The following is a 15,892-nucleotide window of genomic DNA, read 5'->3' as shown; positions in this document are numbered from 1 at the left end:
AGCAACCACCGCGCGTGCATTAAGCGTCACCAGGACGGATGACGCGCACGGCACTGGCGCGAAGACGCCCGGTTTTGGTCGTCGCCGGCGCTTTACGGGCAGCAGGTTTGGCGGTCTTGGCCTTGGCGGTGCTTTTGGCCTTGGTGGTGGTTTTGGCCGTTGACGTTTTGCGTCGTGACGTTTTTTTGGTAGCGGCTTTGGCGTCGAGGAGTTCGATGGCCTCTTTCAAGGTGATGTCGTCGGCGCCTTTGCCTTCCGGCAATGACGCATTCACTTTTCCCTGCTTCACGTAAAGGCCGTAGGGGCCATCAAAGACCTGCACGGTCTCTTCGCTTCCCTCCGGTTTTCCAAGATCCTTGAGCGCCGTCCTTCCCCCGCGTCCACGTTTTGGCATGGCGAGCAGTTCCAGGGCTCGGCTCAGCCCAACGGCGAGCACGTCGTCTTCGCCCTTGAGGGAGCGATAGTCCTTTTCGCCTTTCCCCTTGTCCCAAACCACGTAGGGGCCAAAGCGACCCAAGCCAGCCTGAACCTTCCCGCTCTCTGGATGTTCGCCCAGGAGACGGGGCAAGCGCAGGAGTCCGAGCGCATCATCCAGCTTCAGATCTTCGGGCTTCACCCCTTTCGGCAAGGAGGCCCGTTTCGGCTTGGGATTCTCATCGCTGACCTGACCTTTCTGCACGTAAGGCCCGTATTGGCCGAAGAGCAGGTAAACCAGATCGCCCGTTTCTGGATCCTCGCCAAGTGCTTCTGGACCATCGGCTTTGTGCTTCAGGATCAGCTCTGCTTGTTCGTGATCGAGTTCTCCTGGGGTCACGTCCTGAGGCAGGTTCGCCTTGATCAGCTCCTCTTCTCCGTCGTCACCAACGCGTTTGGATTCGAGATAAGCGCCGTATCGCCCGATCCTGACCACGCAAGGCAAGCCTTCGAGGTCGATCGTGCGTGATGCTCCCGGGTCGATGTCTCCCTCGCGTTTTTGGACCAAGGACTCCAGTCCTTCGTCGCCTTTGAAAAAACCATCCAAGTAGGGCAGCCATTGCACTTTCCCGGTAGAGATTTCATCCAGCGTGGTTTCCATGCGGGCCGTAAACCCGGTATCCACCAGATCAGGAAAATGCTCTTCCAGCAGAGCGGTTACGGCAAAGGCTGTGAAACTTGGGGTGAGCGAATTGTTGTTGAGCGAGGAATAGCCTCGATCCACGATCGTGCCGATGATGCTGGCGTAGGTGGAGGGACGACCGATCCCCTCTTTCTCCAGCATTTTCACCAGGGAGGCCTCGCTGAAACGAGCAGGCGGCTGGGTTTGGTGTCCGAGCGCTTCGACGTCATGAACCTTGGGTGAGTCCCCAACGTTCAGGGCCGGCAACAACACTTCCTGGCCTTCCAACGCCGCATCAGGATCGTCGCTGCCCTCGACGTAGGCGCGGAAAAAGCCAGGGAAATCAATGCGTTTTCCACTGGAGCGGAACACGGCTTCTCCCACGGTGAGGTCCACCGCGAGCATGGTGAGCCGGGCTTCGGCCATTTGGCTAGCGACTGTGCGCTTCCAAATCAGCTCATACAACGACAGATCACGCCCTTCGAGGCCTGTTTCGGACGGAGCGCGGAAGCTCTCACCAGAAGGTCGGATCGCCTCATGGGCTTCCTGGGCATTGCGTGACTTGGTGCTGAACTGCCTGGGCCCCTTGCTCAGATACTCCTTGCCGTAGCGCGATTCCACACAGCTGCGCGCCGCCGTAATGGCTTGATCGGAGAGATGCACCGAATCGGTGCGCATGTAGGTGATGAAACCGCGTTCGTAGAGGCCCTGAGCGCAGCGCATCGTCTCTCGCGCGGAGAGACGCAATTTGCGATTCGATTCCTGCTGCAGGGTGCTGGTTGTGAACGGCGGAACGGGCCTGCGCACCGTGGGCTTTTCCTCGACCGAGGAGACGGTCCAGTCCGACGATTTCAGGGCAAGCGACAGGGAGCGAGCGTCGTCTTCGCTCAGGAGGCGCACCTTGCTGCCCTGTTTGAGGCCGCCGGTGCTTTCATCAAAGTCAGTGCCGGTGGCGACTTTCGTCCCGCCGAGGTGGGTGAGCTTGGCATCAAAGCGGAGGCTCTGCTGCTCGAGCGCAGCTTTCAGATCCCAGTAGCTGCCACTGCGAAAGGCGCGTCTTGCTCGCTCTCGCTGCACGAGCAGTCGGACAGCGACGGATTGAACACGTCCGGCCGAAAGCCCCCAAGCAACTTTCTTCCACAACAGGGGCGAGAGGGTGTACCCCACCAATCGGTCGAGAATTCTTCTGGTTTCTTGGGCATGCACCAGCTCCATATCGAGCTCACGGGTGTCATCGAGTGCCCTGGAAATCGCTTCTTTCGTGATCTCGTGAAACACCATTCGTTTCACGGGGACCTTGGGTGACAACAGCTGGAGCAGGTGCCAACTGATGCTTTCACCTTCGCGATCTTCGTCCGTTGCCAGCAGCAGTTCATCAACGCCCTTCAGGGCGTCTTTGAGCTCGCGCACAATTTTTTTCTTGTCCTTCGGGACCACATAAAGAGGTTCAAAGTTCGCCTCTGTGTTGACTCCGAGGTTGGCCCACTTCTGACCTTTTTGAGCTGCGGGGATCTCACTTGCGTTGTTCGGCAGATCCCGCACATGGCCCATCGAAGCTTCCACCCGATAGCCCTTGGGGAGGAATCCACGGATGGTGCGCGCCTTTGTGGGGCTTTCAACGATGACCAGGGTGTTCGCCACGGGGGGTCGGTAACCGTCCCCTTCTTTATCGCACCGCCGAGCTTTCTGCAGCGAAATCAGCGAATTCACTCAGGGAAGAGCAGGAGCGCAGCTACAGTCCCTCCAATTGGTTTTACCAGACTCGCCATGCCCGAGTTGGGTGCTCTGCTTCTCTCCACCCAGGCCGTGGCAGCTCCTGGAGAGCTGCTCAATCTCGCTTTGCATGCCGGCACGGTGGGGCCTGAGGCCGCTGTTTTGGTGGCCATGATCGCCACGTTGTTGGTGGATCTAGCGGGGGAAAAAGTTTCAGTTCGCTGGGTTCCACCCATTTGCTACGCGGGGTTGGGGACGGCTTTGGTTCTGCTGGCCCTGCAGTGGAATCAACCCCTTGAACCTTCGTTTTTAGGGGCGTTTCTTTCCGACCACCTCGCGATTGCGTTCCGGGCTGTTGTTGCCCTCTCCACCCTGCTGTCGCTTCTGATCAGCTGGCGATACGCCGAGCAAAGTGGCACGCCCGTTGGGGAATATGCCGCCATCCTGCTGGCCGCCACCTTGGGCGGAATGTTCCTTTGCGGTGCCACAGATCTGGTGAGCGTTTTCGTGTCTCTCGAGACGCTGTCCGTGGCCAGTTACCTGTTGTCCGGGTACATGAAGCGTGATGCGCGAAGTTCTGAAGCGGCGCTCAAATATCTCCTGGTGGGTTCAGCGGCGGCGGCTGTGTTCCTTTACGGAGCATCGCTGCTGTACGGCCTGAGTGGCTCAACCAGCTTGGAAGTGATCGGTACGGCTCTGGTGACCAGTCCCACCCCATTGGCCGCTCTTGCGCTGGTGTTTGTTCTCGCCACGGTGGCTTTCAAGATTGCAGCTGTTCCTTTCCACCAGTGGACGCCTGATGTTTACGAGGGATCACCCACCCCGGTTGTGGCCTTCTTGTCCGTGGGGTCGAAGGCTGCAGGTTTTGCGCTAGCCCTGCGACTTCTCGTTGGCTGTTTTGGAAGTTTCGACACGCAATGGAAACTCCTCTTCACGGTTTTGGCGATCCTCAGCATGACGCTGGGCAACGTGGTGGCCCTAGCCCAGACCTCCATGAAGAGGATGCTGGCGTACAGCTCGATTGGGCAAGCCGGATTCGTGATGATCGGTCTGGTGTGCGGCACGGAAGACGGCTTCGCCGCCATGGTGCTTTACATGGCCACCTATCTGTTCATGAACCTTGGAGCATTCGCTTGCATCATCCTGTTCTCGATCAGAACGGGAAGCGACCGAATTTCTGACTATGCCGGTCTGTACCAGAAAGATCCCTTAATCACGCTTGGCCTGAGTCTCTGCCTCCTTTCCCTTGGTGGCATTCCACCAATGCTTGGTTTCTTCGGGAAGATTTATTTGTTTTTTGCGGGCTGGGCGGACCACCAGTACGTCTTGGTTGTGGTCGGCCTCGTGACTTCGGTGATTTCGATCTACTACTACATCGGCGTCATCAAGATGATGGTGGTGAAGGAGCCTCAAGAGGCTTCAGACGTTGTGAAGGCCTATCCACCGATTAACTGGAGCACGATCGGACTTCCACCGTTGAGGGTGGCGCTCGTGCTCTGTGTCGTGGTGACAGCAGTGGGCGGAATCTTGTCCAATCCTCTGTTCGAATGGGCTAGCAGCACGGTGGCTGGCACCCCTTTGTTGCAGCAGGCGATTGCTAACTCCTCGGGAGCGTCCCTTGGCTGATCTCTTGGATGAAGCCCGTCCATCGGTGGCTCAGCTTCGAGATGTCAGCAAGGTCTATGGATCTGGAGAAACGGAGGTCAAAGCCCTCAATGGGCTTGATCTGGATGTGCTGCGGGGTGATTACTTGGCCGTGATGGGTGCGAGTGGATCGGGCAAGAGCACGGCGATGAATGTTCTGGGCTGCCTTGACCGACCCACCAGTGGCTCCTATTGCCTCAATGGCAGTGCTGTGGAGCGGCTTGATGACGATGCGTTGGCCGATCTGCGCAATAAGGAACTGGGTTTTGTCTTTCAGCAGTTCCATCTCCTCCCCCATGCGACAGCACTGGAGAATGTGATGCTGCCAATGATCTATGCCGGCCTCCCTTCATTGGAGCGGGAGAAAAGGGCTAGGGCAGCCCTGCAACAGGTTGGCCTTGGGCAAAGGATGGAGAATCGCCCCAACCAACTGTCGGGTGGTCAGCAGCAGCGGGTGGCTATCGCCAGAGCAATCATCAACAAGCCAGCGCTCCTCCTCGCTGATGAACCCACCGGGGCCTTGGATTCACGCACGACGAACGACGTTTTGAACTTGTTTGATGAGTTGCACGCTCAAGGCATCACGATCGTTCTCGTCACCCATGAAGACGATGTGGCAGCGCGTGCTCAGACCGTGATTCACTTTCGCGACGGTAAGGTCGAGCGCGTGGCAGAAAACCGCGTTAACCCAGGCCTTCAAACGCCTTCCCCTCAGTAAATTGATAAAGCTTGATAATGGCCCAGTTGCCAGAACCCTCTGATCAAACGATTCGAATTCTGCTTGTGGATGACGAAGTCCGCTTGACGGAGTTGTTGCGATTGGAGTTGGACGTTGAAGGGTATGAGGTTGAGGTCGCAGCTGATGGTGCGACCGGATTGATCAAAGCCAGAAGTCAACCCGAGCCTGATCTCATTGTTCTGGATTGGAATCTTCCAGATTTTTCAGGCGTAGATATTTGCCAGCGAATTCGCAGCAGTGGAGTAACGACTCCAATCTTGATGTTGACGGGGCACGATGATATTTCTGATCGCGTTAAAGCCCTGGATGCTGGCGTTGATGACTATTTGGTAAAACCTTTTTCAATAGAAGAATTGATGGCTCGCTTGAGAGCGATGACGCGCAGAGCGCAAGGCTTTTCAGGATCCGGACAAGGCAGAGATGCCGAGTCCACATTCTTGTCTGTTGGAGGTTTGACGCTGAATACCCAGACAAGGGATGTGCATCGTTCTGGGCAAAGGATTCAGCTTTCGGTGAAAGAATATGAGTTGCTTTGTTTTCTGATGCGTGGTAGTGGAAAGGTGTTGGAAAGATCTGAAATTATGAAGGGTGTTTGGGGAGATGATTTTTATGGAGATGACAACTTACTAGACGTTTATATACGTTACTTAAGGCAAAAAGTAGAAAGCAAGGACCTTCCGGTTTTGATTCACACGGTCCGCGGTGTTGGATTCATTTTAAGAGACGAAAGCCATTCTTCAGACGCCTAAGAAACCTCAGGCTTTATTCCTTTCGAGACTGTTCATCAGTTGCCCCACGAGCAAGGAAACAGCATCAGTGCCAGACGCTGCGATTGGGTTGAGATCGAGTTCGCCGGGATCTTTGGCTACCCAGCCATTCCCTTGTTTCATTCTCAGTTCGAAATGAAGATGAGGTCCTGTGCTGAGGCCGGTGCTTCCGACCCTTCCAATCACCTCACCTTGTTGGACCTTTTGCCCGGATTTCACATATATCTCTGAAAGATGCCCGTAGAGCGTGCGTCGTGTGGGGGACGTGTGCTCCAGTTCCACAGCAATGCCATACCCCCCGGCGAGTCCGCTACTCATCACCGTGCCTGAGAGGGCCGCAATCACAGGAGTGCCTTCTGGGGCGGCCAGGTCTTTTCCTGCATGCATCAACCATTGGCCGATCACGGGATGCTGGCGCATTCCGAATTCACTTGTGGTGATGGCAGAGCCGATGATGGGAAAGAGCAGGCGCTGATCACCATTGCCAGCGATTGCAAGAGGTCTGGGCGAAACGGAGAAGACGGATTCCAAGCGAAAGCCATGTCCGGCTCCTGCAAGAAGCGCAGAAACCGGCACGGCGATGGGCGCGAGGCGCCGTTTCGTTTGGCTGAAGGTTGCGCGATTGGAACGCCCGCGAAAGGCGACGCCAGTGGCGCATTCACGCTTGGACAGAGCGCCACTACGACAGGCTTGCTGAAAGCGCGGCACATCGATGGGCTTGGCGACGGCCCCTCTCTCCAGGGTTCGCCGCTCCTGGGGCGTAATGATTTGGTTGCGTTCGAGGGACTCCAGCGAGCGATCAAAGCGTTGGGGTGGCTTGACGCGAAGTTCAGCGGGAGGAAGGAGGGGCGCTTGTGGTACTGGAAGGGCTTGAGGGGTCTGAGGAGCAGAGGGCAGGGTTAGCAGCAAGGGAGCAGTAAGCCAGCGCAGAACCACTTCGTTTCAAACGTCTTATCTTGCGAGATTGTAGAGATTGTCAAGGGTGCCATCAGGCCAGCGGGTCCAGCTGGCGGTGCGGGTTCCTTGGCAAAGTTGCAGTGCTCCATTCGAGGCCAATCCTTGAATGTCCCAGGTCTCCCCGCTCTGAGGATCCTGAACCTGATGGGCCCAAAGGCGGTTTTCGATGCCAAGGCGCACAACCTCTGGACGGTTTGCCAGGGTCTGGACGCGGCCCAACGCTCTTAATACCTCCACCGTCCAAAAATCGCGTCGTGCGCGACCATGCGGCAGGAGCTCGCGCAGGGCAACCGCCCCCATGGGACTGGGATTGGCCACATTCAAGCCGATGCCGATGCGCACCATGCGCAAGCGGCCTCCACGAAACACCAGTCGAGGAAGCAATCCAGCCAGTTTGCGCGAATCGATGAGGAGATCGTTGGGCCACTTGATTCGCACCGGGAGCCCCTCTTGCTCCAGGCGTTCAGCTAAGGCCAGCGCCACGATCAGCCCGAGCATGTCGGCATGGCCGCCGCTTGCATCCCAGGGAAGGGCGGCACTGATCCAGACCCCTCCACGGGCTGCCTCCCAGCGCCGGCCGCGCTGCCCCTGCCCTCTGGTTTGATGATCGGCCAGAACAGCTCGAGGCCATTCTCCGCGCCAGGGCACCGCTTGAAGCCAGTGGTTCAACTCCAATTCGGTGCTGGCACAAACTGGTTTGCATTGGAGCCTCCAAGCCGCAGCTTGATGTCTGCGAAGGCGATGGAGTAATCCTCCTCCGGCACGCAGCTGATGGTTCAGCACTGCTGCTGCCACCAAGGAGCGAGTCGTGCTACGGCCGCTTCAAGTTCGTCAGCTGGACGGACCAAGGCAAGGCGTAGCCAATCACGCCCGGCTTCTCCAAACCCGGAGCCAGGTGTGACCACAACCCCGCAATGTTCCAGAAGTTGAGTGGCCATCTGCTCGTCTCCCCATCCTTTTGAGCGGGCCCAGGCCGGGAGGGGCATCCAGAGATAAAGGGCCATGGATGGCAATGGGATCGACCATCCAAGAGCGGCCAGTGCAGCGCGCGTGCGATCGCGCCGTTCTCGATAGATGGGAAGGAGATTGGCTGGCCAATCAGCGTGCTCTGAGAGGGCCACAACAGCTCCTTGCTGCAGCGCCTGACATTGATTGAAATCGATCACGCTTTTGGCCTGCCTCAAGGCCGTAATCAGGGGTTCGGCTCCGATGGCGAATGCCAGACGAAACCCCCCCAAGCACCATCCCTTGGACAGCGAAAAGAATTCGATCCCGCGTTCGCGCCAGTGGGGACAACGCAAAAGGGACGGTGCTTCTCCCTCAAGCGTTAGGTCTAGATAGGGATTGTCGTGGGCGATGACTAGATCATGGTGTTGGCCCTGATGCATCGCTTCATCAAGCCAGGATTGTTCGCCAACGCAGGCTGTGGGGTTATGGGGAAAACCCAGAATCAATAAACGCAGTTGATCCCACTGACTCTCTGTAATCGCTTTGAAGTCCGGTGCCCAACCTCGCTCCGGCGTGAGGGGCAGGGTCTGGATCGAGGCATCGGCTAATTCAAGGCCTCCGCGATGGGAGGGGTAAGACGGATCAAGAATCAGGGCTTGATCCCCTGGATCCAACACCGTCAGGGGTAAATGGGCGGTTCCCTCTTGAGATCCAACCAGGAGAAGAACCTCTCGCTCAGGATCCACCGCCACACCCAGACGCTGCTCACACCAGGCCGCTGCGGCCTCTCGAAACGAGGCCGTTGCCGCGTGCAAACAGTACGCCGCGCTTCTGGGCTCCTGGAGAAGGTCCCCCATGGCCTGGACGGCGGCCGGAGGGGGAAGCAGATCGGTGCATCCCAGGGAAAGGTCGATCAGCGGTTGCTGTTGTTGGGCGTCCCCGAGCTGGTACAAGCGCTTGCGCTGATCGTTGCGATCAAACACGCCGCTGCCGAGCCGGGCCAGACGCTTAGAGGTGAGCATCCAGGAAGGCTTGCAGCTGAGGACGGGCAATGGCCCCTTCGTGTCGCGCGATCTCCTGGCCGTTGCGGAACAGGATCAGGGTTGGAATGCCTTGAACCTTGAAGCCATCGCGGGTGATCGGATTGCCATCCACTTCTAGTTTTCCAACCAAAAGGCGTTCGGCGTAGGTCTCAGCAGCCCAGTCCATCAACGGTGCCATCAACCGGCAGGGGCCACACCATGGGGCCCAGAAGTCAACCAAAACGGTCGTGGATGCAGCCAACACCTCCTGCTCGAACGCTGCATCTGTGAAGTCGGAAACAGCTGAAGACACGGGCGATTTTGGAACTGAATGAATCCTATGGACTCCGCCGCTGAAGGCGTTGATTCATCACAGTTTGTCGATAGATCGCCGCAGCTCCTCCAGATCGGCATCCACCTCTTCCACCTTCACGGGTTTCACCTCTGAGTCGGCTGCGGGCAGAGCGGCAGCCTCTGCGCCTCCCTCCACCTGCTTTCTCAGAGCGGCAAGTTCGTCGTCCACATCGTCGCCACCTTCAAGCGCCGCGAACTGGCTATCAAGGTCCGCGCCGGCGAGTTCAGCGGCCGCTTGGCTGCTGGCTTCCAGAGATTGAACCTTGTCTTCCATGCGCTCGAAGGCCGCCATGGCTGAATTCGTTCCCATGCTGCCAACAGCGCTCTGGAGCTGCTGTTGGGCCTGGGCGGCTTGAGCCCGGGCTTTGAGCATGTCTTTCTTGGTTCGAGCCTCGGCAATCTTTCCCTCTAGAGCGACCAAGCTTTTTTTGAGGGTTTCCACTTGAGCCCCTTGGGCCTGCACTTGGCTGCCAAGAGATGTGGCCGTTTCTTGGAAGGTTTTGCGACGTGTCAGGGCTTCGCGCGCCAGGTCATCCTCGTTTTTCTTGAGGGCAAGTTCGGCGCGCTCATACCAGGTACGGGCTTGAGACTCGGCCTGCTCTGCTTGGTTTTTGAGCCGCTTTTGACTGGCGATCGCCATGGCAACAGCCTGTCGGAGCTTGACCAGGTCGTCTTGCATGTCGGAGACGGCTTGATCGAGGATCTTGACGGGATCCTCCGCTTTGCTAACGAGATCATTGAGGTTGGCGCGCAGCAGACGGCTAAGCCGGTCGAAGAAACCCATGAATCGGTGCGAGCAGTGCCAGAGATTAGCGAGCTGAAGCACCTTCCCCCACTAAGGTCCAATTTCTTGGGATGACGTGATGGGACGAGCACCTCGATCCCAACGGCGCCGATTTGGTCGGGGAGAGGTGTTGGTGCCGCCGCCACCGCCGCCGGTTCAGCCCCTTGTGGAGTGCCTCGACTCTCTACGCAGCACCTGGAGACGGGAGGGGTCGCTGGCCGCGCTTTGGCAGGACTGGCCCCAATTGGCGGGGCGTCCCCTGGCCGATCACTGCAGGCCTTTGAATTTGAGCCATGGGGTTCTCACGGTGGGAGCTCGCCACCCGCAATGGCGGCAGGCTCTGCAGTACAGCAAGCCTCAACTTTTGGCGGCCGTGCGCAGTGCTGGCCATGCCGTGCGTGATCTGAGGATCCAGCAACACCATCCCTCTCCTGCGGCAGATTTAGAGAGCGAGGAGAGTGTTTGGGCTCGCCATCCAAGTCGGATTGATGTGCATGGAATGGATTCATGCCCTTGCTGCCAAAGCCCAGCCCCTGCAGGAGAGATGGCGCTCTGGGGTCACTGCGGATTTTGTCGACGATTGAAGTTGTCAGAGTCGCTCGTCAGCGGTCAGTAACGTTCAGGACGAGGCTGTTCCCATGTTGGATGAGTCCCTTTGGCATGGAGCTTTAAAGCTCTTTTATCCAATGTCCTCCTGTCGAATCGAAGAACTTGATAAATTCCAAATTGTCCGAGGGGCTCTGGATTGAGGCCCCTCCAATGTTTCTTTTTCATTGTTTGTGAATCGATAACAATTAGTGCCGACGGCGAACTTCCTTTCTTGCTGATTGGGACCCCTTGCCATCCCTGTCTTTTCTCCTTGCTGAAGCGATCTGCAAGGTTGATGAAGGCGTTTGTAGATGTTCCTTCGTAAACCACAACCTGATCTGTGTAGAAGTGCAAAGACGGTTTCATCACCCCAACCATCGCGATGGGTTCATCAGGTCGTTGATGGTGCAACACAGTTGCGGCTACATCACGGATTGGAAGCTGACGCACGCGATCGCCTAAGCCAATCATGGGGATGAGGGCAATGAGCTGGAACACCACCAGCGGTCCCTGAACGGCAAGGAGGCGACCGGAGGCCTTCCGCCTGATCATCCAGAGCCCCAAAACGAAAGCGACCGAGAAGCACACCGCTGTCCTGAGCACCAAGCGGCTTGCGAGCAGTTCGGCAGGCAGCGTGGGCATCTCGGGATCATCGATGAGGGGAACCCAGATCGAGGAACTCCAGAACCCCACCGCCAAAACAAACGTGAGCAAGATGGTGGCGCCCCAGGCCCAATCCAAAGGGCGGCGGATTTGTTGTCCCGAGGACCTTGCTGCGAGGGCGATGAGAATGGCAGCAGCCGGTGTGGCCGGTAACCAGTAGCTCGGCAGCTTCGTTGCCGCTGTGGTGAACAGCAGAAGGATGGAGAGAAGCCAGCAGCTGGCAAAACTCTGCAGAGACAGTGTTGCGGTGGGTTGGCTGGATGAAAACGCCCGCTTGAGATTGGAAGGATGCAGGGTTTGCGCCAGCCCAAGCAGCAACAGGGGGGTGAAGGGCAGGGATGCCACAACCAAAATCACCCCAAAGAACCACCAGGGTTGAAGGTGGCTATTCACGACTGACGTGAAGCGTTGAAGGTTGTGATAGCCAAAAAAACTGTCCCAAAAAGGTTGGCCTTCGACCAGCAGTTCTGCGACGTACCAAGGGAGGCTGATCAACGCGGTGATCGCGAGGCCGCGGATCGGTTTGATGCAGCGCCATAGGCCCTTGAGGTCTCGGCGCATCAGCGCAAAAAGTGCCAGGGTCATGCCACTGAGGACGACGGCGACAGGCCCTTTTGTGAGAACGGCTGTGGCGAGCAGAACCCAGGCAATCCACCATCGCCGCGAGTGGCCACTGGCGTAACAACGCCACTGGCAAAGCAGGCTGAGGGCGAGGGTGCCGCTGAGTAGGGCATCACTGACGGCGGTACGACTCCATAGCTGCACCAAGGGAGAGAGCGCAAAGGCCAGTGCTGCTGCAACCGCAGTGCGGCGTGGATGGCTGTCCTCTGCACTTGGGTGCACCATCAAGGTGTCCCCAAGCATCAGCATGGTGGCCACACTCGCGAGGGCAGAGGGAAGCCTGCCGGCCCAGGTGCCGAGTGGATCCCAGAGCTCATTGGCGGGGAGCGAGTACCCCAGACCCATGAGCCAATACACCAGGGGCGGTTTGTCGAATCGGGGTAATCCATTGACCCGAGGCGTTAACCAGTCCCCCGTGCGTGCCATGGCACGACCCGCGGCTGCAAACAGCGGCGGGGTCTCATCGACAAGACCGGTGGCCCCCAGTTGCCAACAGCCCAAGGCAAGGCCAAGCGCCAAGATCAGCAGCAGCCCTCGGCTGCGCTGTCGTGGCGAGATCCGTGCGTCGGTAGTGGCGTTGATTATCGACATGGGGCGAGCGTGCCATTTCCTGCAGAGAGGCCCTGCCTGATCCAAGCCTCTACGCGTTGCGCAAACACTGTGTGGCTGGCGTTTTGCTCCACCCAACGGCGACAGGCTTGTCGATCGATTTGATCGACCTTGCGGCTGGCCATTGTGAGGGCCTCGAGATCATCCGGTGGCACCAACCATCCCGTGACGCCGTCTTGAATCAGCTCGCCAGGACCGCCGCGGTCATAGGCCACAACAGGGACTCCGCAGGCCATGGCCTCAACCACCACGTTGCCGTAGGCCTCATTCCACTTGGGCGTATTCAGGAGAGCGCGGCAGCATCCAAGCTCCTGCTGAAGGCGGTGTGTTGGCTGAAAACCACGCCAATCAAGGGTTCCGGGAGGCACGGCTGCTTCGACCGATTGCGCATAGCCAGCATCTTCGACCAAGCCCCACACCAGAAGCGTTTCTCCAAGAGCTGCGGCAACAGCTGCGGCATCTTCGAGACCTTTTTCAGGTGCGATGCGACCGGCCCAACCCAGTGGGCCATGGAGGTTCAACTGCAACTGGTAACGGGTGAGGTCAAAGCCATTGCCCACGATGGAGGGTGGACTGGTCAGGGAAAAATCACTCGCCTGCCGCTGGGTATGGAAGGACATTCGCCTCTGGTCCCAGCGGGCGAGTTGCGAGATGACCTCATCCATCGCCCGCGAGACAGAACCCATGCTCACGAGATGAAATAACGAGGACTTCGCATGGGGAGTGAGCCAGAGCGGTAACCAGTCGTAGCTGAAGTTGATGACCGCATCGGCGTCTTCGCCTAAGGACAACGCCAGGTCCCATAGATGGGGAAGCACGCCATCGCATGGAATTTGAACGGAAGCAGCTCTTTGGGCATGTTGCCAGCTGGGTTGGTCGTTGCCCCCTGCGGTGTGCAGGAGGAGTCCAGGGCAGTCGTCAGGTGCAACCGACCCCTCCGGGGCGACCAGGGTGATCCGATGCCCCCTTGCGGCAAGACCGCGCAGCAACGAGGTGAGCGTCAGTTCCACACCGCCGCCGCGTCCACTGCCCAAGTGACCGATGGGTGTGCTGACAAGAACTAAATCAAGGGGAGGGGTGCTCATGCGCCGAGATCGCTTTGCTGGGGGTTATTCACGAGAGCAACCGGCTCCCAGAGTCGTTTGCGTTGGCTCACCAGCACGACTGAAATCAGGACCAAAACCACCGCTAACCATTGCAGGGTGTTGAGTCGTTCTTGCAACAGCAGGCCCCCAGACGCCAGCGCAAACACGGGTGTAAGAAATCCCAATGTGGTGAACCCTGTGAGGTCCTCACGATTGGCGAACCAGAAAAATAGTGCGTAGGCCACGGCACTCCCCATCAGCGATGCATAGGCCATCTGCGTCCAAGCCAACGCGGACCAAGGAGGAATTAAGGGGAACGCTCCGTCGAGGCCATGCCAAACCAGCAAGGGGAGTCCCCCCAGCAGCATGTGCCATCCCGTAACGGCTACAGGATCACTGTTTCGGCAGGCGAATCGACTCAGAACGGTGCCGACAGCCATCGCAATGGCAGCCGCCAACATCCAACCAGTTCCAGCCTGCCAACCGGATTGAAAGGACACCCCCTCACCCAAGAGCCACCAGTGCTGCAGTAGCGGTTGGGGGACCCCTAGACAGACAATTCCCATCAGGCCGAGAACCAAGCCCATCCAACCGATGGGATTGATCGTTTCGGCAAAAAGCCAGCGGGCAAGCAGGGCAACCATCAAGGGCTGAGAATCAATCAGCACGGAACCGAGGCCAGCGCCCGTGCCTTCGAGTCCGCGGGCAAGACAGATCTGAAAGAGCAGGGCATCAACCAGGGTGAACAGGAGAAACCAACCCCGATCCCCAGGATCAATCGCTAGGGAACGCCCGAGGAGCGGAAGAAAGGCGATCACAACGATTCCAGCCGGCAGCAGCCTCAAGCAGGAGACCAGAATCGGCCCTCCCGTGCTGACCAGAGGAGCCATGGCTGTCATGGCCGTTCCCCAGAGGGCGAACGGAAGGACCATCAGCAGCCCTCGGCGGAGAGATCCCATGGGGTGCTGCGAACAGGCTCCTTTTTAAGATCTAAATGTGTTTGATTGATCGTCATGATCTGGCCCTGGCGCCGCAAGTCCCGGCGAACGATGGCGAGGATCGCCATTGAGGGGGCGATCACTGGCTCCACACGCCGTCGCGTTCTTAAAGCCCTGAAGGAGGTTCAGGAGCGGGAATTCCCTGCACTCTTGCTGCGAATTGATAGTCCTGGAGGGACTGTTGGCGACAGTCAGGAGATTCATGCTGCCTTGCTCAGGCTGCGGGAAAAAGGCTGTCACGTTGTTGCCAGCTTCGGGAATATCTCTGCTTCTGGTGGGGTTTATGTGGGTGTTGCTGCAGAAACGATCGTCTCCAATCCAGGCACGATCACCGGTTCCATCGGTGTGATTCTTCGCGGCAACAACCTGTCCAAATTGCTGGATCGTGTTGGTGTCAAATTTGAAACGGTGAAGAGCGGTGCTTTCAAAGACATCCTTTCTCCGGATCGTGCCCTTGGCGCAGAAGAACGTGAGCTCCTGCAAGCCTTGATTGACAGCAGCTACGAGCAATTTGTGGCGGCCGTCGCCGAAGGACGAAAGCTGGATCCAAGCCGTGTCCGCGAGTTTGCTGACGGTCGGGTGTTCAGCGGTGCGCAGGCCAAAGATCTTGGGCTTGTGGATGAATTGGGGGACGAGGAGCGCGCAAGGGTGCTTGCGGCACAGTTGGCTGATCTGGATGAGGAGCGCTGCCGCGTGGTGACCCTTGGAAAACCCCGCAAGCCCTTGCTGCAAGGGTTGTCAGGGTCCCATTTGCTTGCACGCATACAGGAGCTCGTTACGGTTGAAATGGAGCTCAGCGGTCAACCTTTGTGGTTGTTTCGGCCATGACCTTGGGGAGCGGCTTGGCATTGCGCGGTCTGCGAGGTGCGACCACCTGCAGTGCCAACACAGTTGTTGCGATCGAGCAGGCGGTCTCTGAGCTGATGGATGCCCTGGTCGAACACAACGCTCTGAAGCCGGAATGCATCGTTTCGATCACCTTTTCGGTGACAACCGATCTGGATGCCTGTTTCCCAGCGGCCATCGCACGCCGCCGTGAAGGTTGGGATGGGGTGGCACTGATTGACTGTCAACAGATGGCTGTTGAGGGGGACCTGGCCAGGTGCATTCGTCTTTTGGCCCACACCTGGATGCCAGAAGATCAGGAGCTTCGCCACGCCTACCTAGGGGAAGCCAGCCGCCTCAGGCCAGATAGATCCAGTCACAACTGACAGATGCCGCGCCGGCCCTTCGAACCCCTTGCCGCTGCCTGTCCTTAGGACAATCATGGGATCTAACCATTGCGGTGGTTGTTTTCACCAGGT

The 15,892-nt window shown here is 58.2% G+C and carries 15 protein-coding genes; 6 read left to right on the top strand and 9 right to left on the bottom strand.

The window, feature by feature from the left end; translation table 11 throughout:
- Nucleotides 1-19 precede the first annotated feature (19 nt).
- Nucleotides 20-2,737 carry a type I DNA topoisomerase gene (gene topA / locus SYN8016DRAFT_RS06290; RefSeq protein WP_038013874.1) on the bottom strand — a complete coding sequence of 906 codons (2,718 nt, stop codon included), beginning with the start codon at nucleotides 2,735-2,737 and terminating at the stop codon, nucleotides 20-22.
- Nucleotides 2,738-2,863: 126 nt separating this feature from the next.
- On the opposite strand from topA, the gene SYN8016DRAFT_RS06285 reads away from it, so the two are divergent.
- From SYN8016DRAFT_RS06285 to SYN8016DRAFT_RS06275, 3 genes are read left to right on the top strand one after another with little or no spacing between them, the layout of a single operon-like run.
- Nucleotides 2,864-4,435, top strand: a complete 1,572-nt coding sequence (locus SYN8016DRAFT_RS06285; RefSeq protein WP_006853493.1) for an NAD(P)H-quinone oxidoreductase subunit N — start codon at nucleotides 2,864-2,866, stop codon at nucleotides 4,433-4,435.
- Complete coding sequence (locus tag SYN8016DRAFT_RS06280) at nucleotides 4,428-5,171, top strand: ABC transporter ATP-binding protein (RefSeq protein WP_006853492.1); 744 nt, start codon at nucleotides 4,428-4,430, stop codon at nucleotides 5,169-5,171. Before SYN8016DRAFT_RS06285 ends, SYN8016DRAFT_RS06280 begins: the two co-directional genes overlap by 8 nt.
- A 17-nt stretch (nucleotides 5,172-5,188) precedes the next feature.
- A complete protein-coding gene (locus SYN8016DRAFT_RS06275; protein ID WP_006853491.1) occupies nucleotides 5,189-5,941 on the top strand; it encodes a response regulator transcription factor in 753 nt (250 codons plus the stop codon).
- 6 nt (nucleotides 5,942-5,947) lie between these two features.
- Here the strand turns inward: SYN8016DRAFT_RS06275 and SYN8016DRAFT_RS06270 are convergent, their stop codons facing one another.
- The 5 genes from SYN8016DRAFT_RS06270 to SYN8016DRAFT_RS06250 are packed head-to-tail and all read right to left on the bottom strand — an operon-like array spanning nucleotide 5,948 to nucleotide 10,024.
- Nucleotides 5,948-6,895 carry a M23 family metallopeptidase gene (locus SYN8016DRAFT_RS06270; RefSeq protein WP_006853490.1) on the bottom strand — a complete coding sequence of 316 codons (948 nt, stop codon included), beginning with the start codon at nucleotides 6,893-6,895 and terminating at the stop codon, nucleotides 5,948-5,950.
- 15 nt (nucleotides 6,896-6,910) lie between these two features.
- The gene (locus SYN8016DRAFT_RS06265) at nucleotides 6,911-7,714 is read right to left on the bottom strand and encodes a biotin--[acetyl-CoA-carboxylase] ligase (RefSeq protein WP_038013468.1); all 804 of its coding nucleotides are present in this window, start codon (nucleotides 7,712-7,714) and stop codon (nucleotides 6,911-6,913) included.
- Nucleotides 7,693-8,886 carry an aminotransferase class I/II-fold pyridoxal phosphate-dependent enzyme gene (locus tag SYN8016DRAFT_RS06260; RefSeq protein ID WP_006853488.1) on the bottom strand — a complete coding sequence of 398 codons (1,194 nt, stop codon included), beginning with the start codon at nucleotides 8,884-8,886 and terminating at the stop codon, nucleotides 7,693-7,695. The genes SYN8016DRAFT_RS06265 and SYN8016DRAFT_RS06260 overlap by 22 nt, the downstream gene beginning before the upstream one ends.
- The gene (trxA, locus tag SYN8016DRAFT_RS06255) at nucleotides 8,873-9,199 is read right to left on the bottom strand and encodes a thioredoxin (protein WP_006853487.1); all 327 of its coding nucleotides are present in this window, start codon (nucleotides 9,197-9,199) and stop codon (nucleotides 8,873-8,875) included. The genes SYN8016DRAFT_RS06260 and trxA overlap by 14 nt, the downstream gene beginning before the upstream one ends.
- A gap of 57 nt (nucleotides 9,200-9,256) precedes the next feature.
- Nucleotides 9,257-10,024, bottom strand: coding sequence for a PspA/IM30 family protein (locus SYN8016DRAFT_RS06250; protein WP_006853486.1), 768 nt, complete (start codon nucleotides 10,022-10,024; stop codon nucleotides 9,257-9,259).
- Nucleotides 10,025-10,103: 79 nt separating this feature from the next.
- Here SYN8016DRAFT_RS06250 and SYN8016DRAFT_RS06245 point away from each other — a divergent pair, with 79 nt between their 5' ends.
- Entirely contained in the window at nucleotides 10,104-10,640 is a 537-nt protein-coding gene (locus tag SYN8016DRAFT_RS06245; protein WP_006853485.1) for a DUF721 domain-containing protein, read from the top strand.
- Here SYN8016DRAFT_RS06245 and SYN8016DRAFT_RS06240 read toward each other — a convergent pair.
- Genes SYN8016DRAFT_RS06240 through SYN8016DRAFT_RS06230 form a run of 3 tightly spaced genes read right to left on the bottom strand, consistent with a single transcriptional unit; the run spans nucleotide 10,634 to nucleotide 14,549 of the window.
- Nucleotides 10,634-12,487 carry a glycosyltransferase family 39 protein gene (locus SYN8016DRAFT_RS06240; protein WP_006853484.1) on the bottom strand — a complete coding sequence of 618 codons (1,854 nt, stop codon included), beginning with the start codon at nucleotides 12,485-12,487 and terminating at the stop codon, nucleotides 10,634-10,636. The genes SYN8016DRAFT_RS06245 and SYN8016DRAFT_RS06240 overlap by 7 nt on opposite strands.
- Entirely contained in the window at nucleotides 12,478-13,590 is a 1,113-nt protein-coding gene (locus SYN8016DRAFT_RS06235) for a glycosyltransferase (protein ID WP_006853483.1), read from the bottom strand. The genes SYN8016DRAFT_RS06240 and SYN8016DRAFT_RS06235 overlap by 10 nt, the downstream gene beginning before the upstream one ends.
- Complete coding sequence (locus SYN8016DRAFT_RS06230) at nucleotides 13,587-14,549, bottom strand: DMT family transporter (RefSeq protein WP_006853482.1); 963 nt, start codon at nucleotides 14,547-14,549, stop codon at nucleotides 13,587-13,589. Before SYN8016DRAFT_RS06230 ends, SYN8016DRAFT_RS06235 begins: the two co-directional genes overlap by 4 nt.
- Nucleotides 14,550-14,603: 54 nt before the next feature.
- Between SYN8016DRAFT_RS06230 and sppA the strand changes: the two genes are divergently transcribed.
- Entirely contained in the window at nucleotides 14,604-15,416 is an 813-nt protein-coding gene (sppA, locus tag SYN8016DRAFT_RS06225; protein ID WP_006853481.1) for a signal peptide peptidase SppA, read from the top strand.
- On the top strand, nucleotides 15,413-15,799 hold the full coding sequence (gene aroH / locus SYN8016DRAFT_RS06220; protein ID WP_006853480.1) for a chorismate mutase: 387 nt from the start codon (nucleotides 15,413-15,415) through the stop codon (nucleotides 15,797-15,799). The genes sppA and aroH overlap by 4 nt, the downstream gene beginning before the upstream one ends.
- Nucleotides 15,800-15,892 lie beyond the last annotated feature (93 nt).

This window comes from Synechococcus sp. WH 8016, assembly GCF_000230675.1.
Classification (GTDB): Bacteria; Cyanobacteriota; Cyanobacteriia; order PCC-6307; family Cyanobiaceae; genus Synechococcus_C.
Note: the sequence above shows the minus strand (reverse complement) of the source record. Positions and strands in the feature narration are given on the sequence as shown.

What these genes read in the sequence shown, in the direction of transcription:
- SYN8016DRAFT_RS06260 (WP_006853488.1), bottom strand. Translation starts at nt 8,886, where the DNA reads ATGCTCACCTCTAAGCGTCTGGCCCGGCTCGGCAGCGGCGTGTTTGAT.
- SYN8016DRAFT_RS06275 (WP_006853491.1), top strand. Translation starts at nt 5,189, where the DNA reads ATGGCCCAGTTGCCAGAACCCTCTGATCAAACGATTCGAATTCTGCTT.
- sppA (WP_006853481.1), top strand. Translation starts at nt 14,604, where the DNA reads ATGATCTGGCCCTGGCGCCGCAAGTCCCGGCGAACGATGGCGAGGATC.
- aroH (WP_006853480.1), top strand. Translation starts at nt 15,413, where the DNA reads ATGACCTTGGGGAGCGGCTTGGCATTGCGCGGTCTGCGAGGTGCGACC.
- SYN8016DRAFT_RS06245 (WP_006853485.1), top strand. Translation starts at nt 10,104, where the DNA reads ATGGGACGAGCACCTCGATCCCAACGGCGCCGATTTGGTCGGGGAGAG.
- SYN8016DRAFT_RS06230 (WP_006853482.1), bottom strand. Translation starts at nt 14,549, where the DNA reads ATGGGATCTCTCCGCCGAGGGCTGCTGATGGTCCTTCCGTTCGCCCTC.
- SYN8016DRAFT_RS06235 (WP_006853483.1), bottom strand. Translation starts at nt 13,590, where the DNA reads ATGAGCACCCCTCCCCTTGATTTAGTTCTTGTCAGCACACCCATCGGT.
- SYN8016DRAFT_RS06240 (WP_006853484.1), bottom strand. Translation starts at nt 12,487, where the DNA reads ATGTCGATAATCAACGCCACTACCGACGCACGGATCTCGCCACGACAG.
- SYN8016DRAFT_RS06285 (WP_006853493.1), top strand. Translation starts at nt 2,864, where the DNA reads ATGCCCGAGTTGGGTGCTCTGCTTCTCTCCACCCAGGCCGTGGCAGCT.
- SYN8016DRAFT_RS06250 (WP_006853486.1), bottom strand. Translation starts at nt 10,024, where the DNA reads ATGGGTTTCTTCGACCGGCTTAGCCGTCTGCTGCGCGCCAACCTCAAT.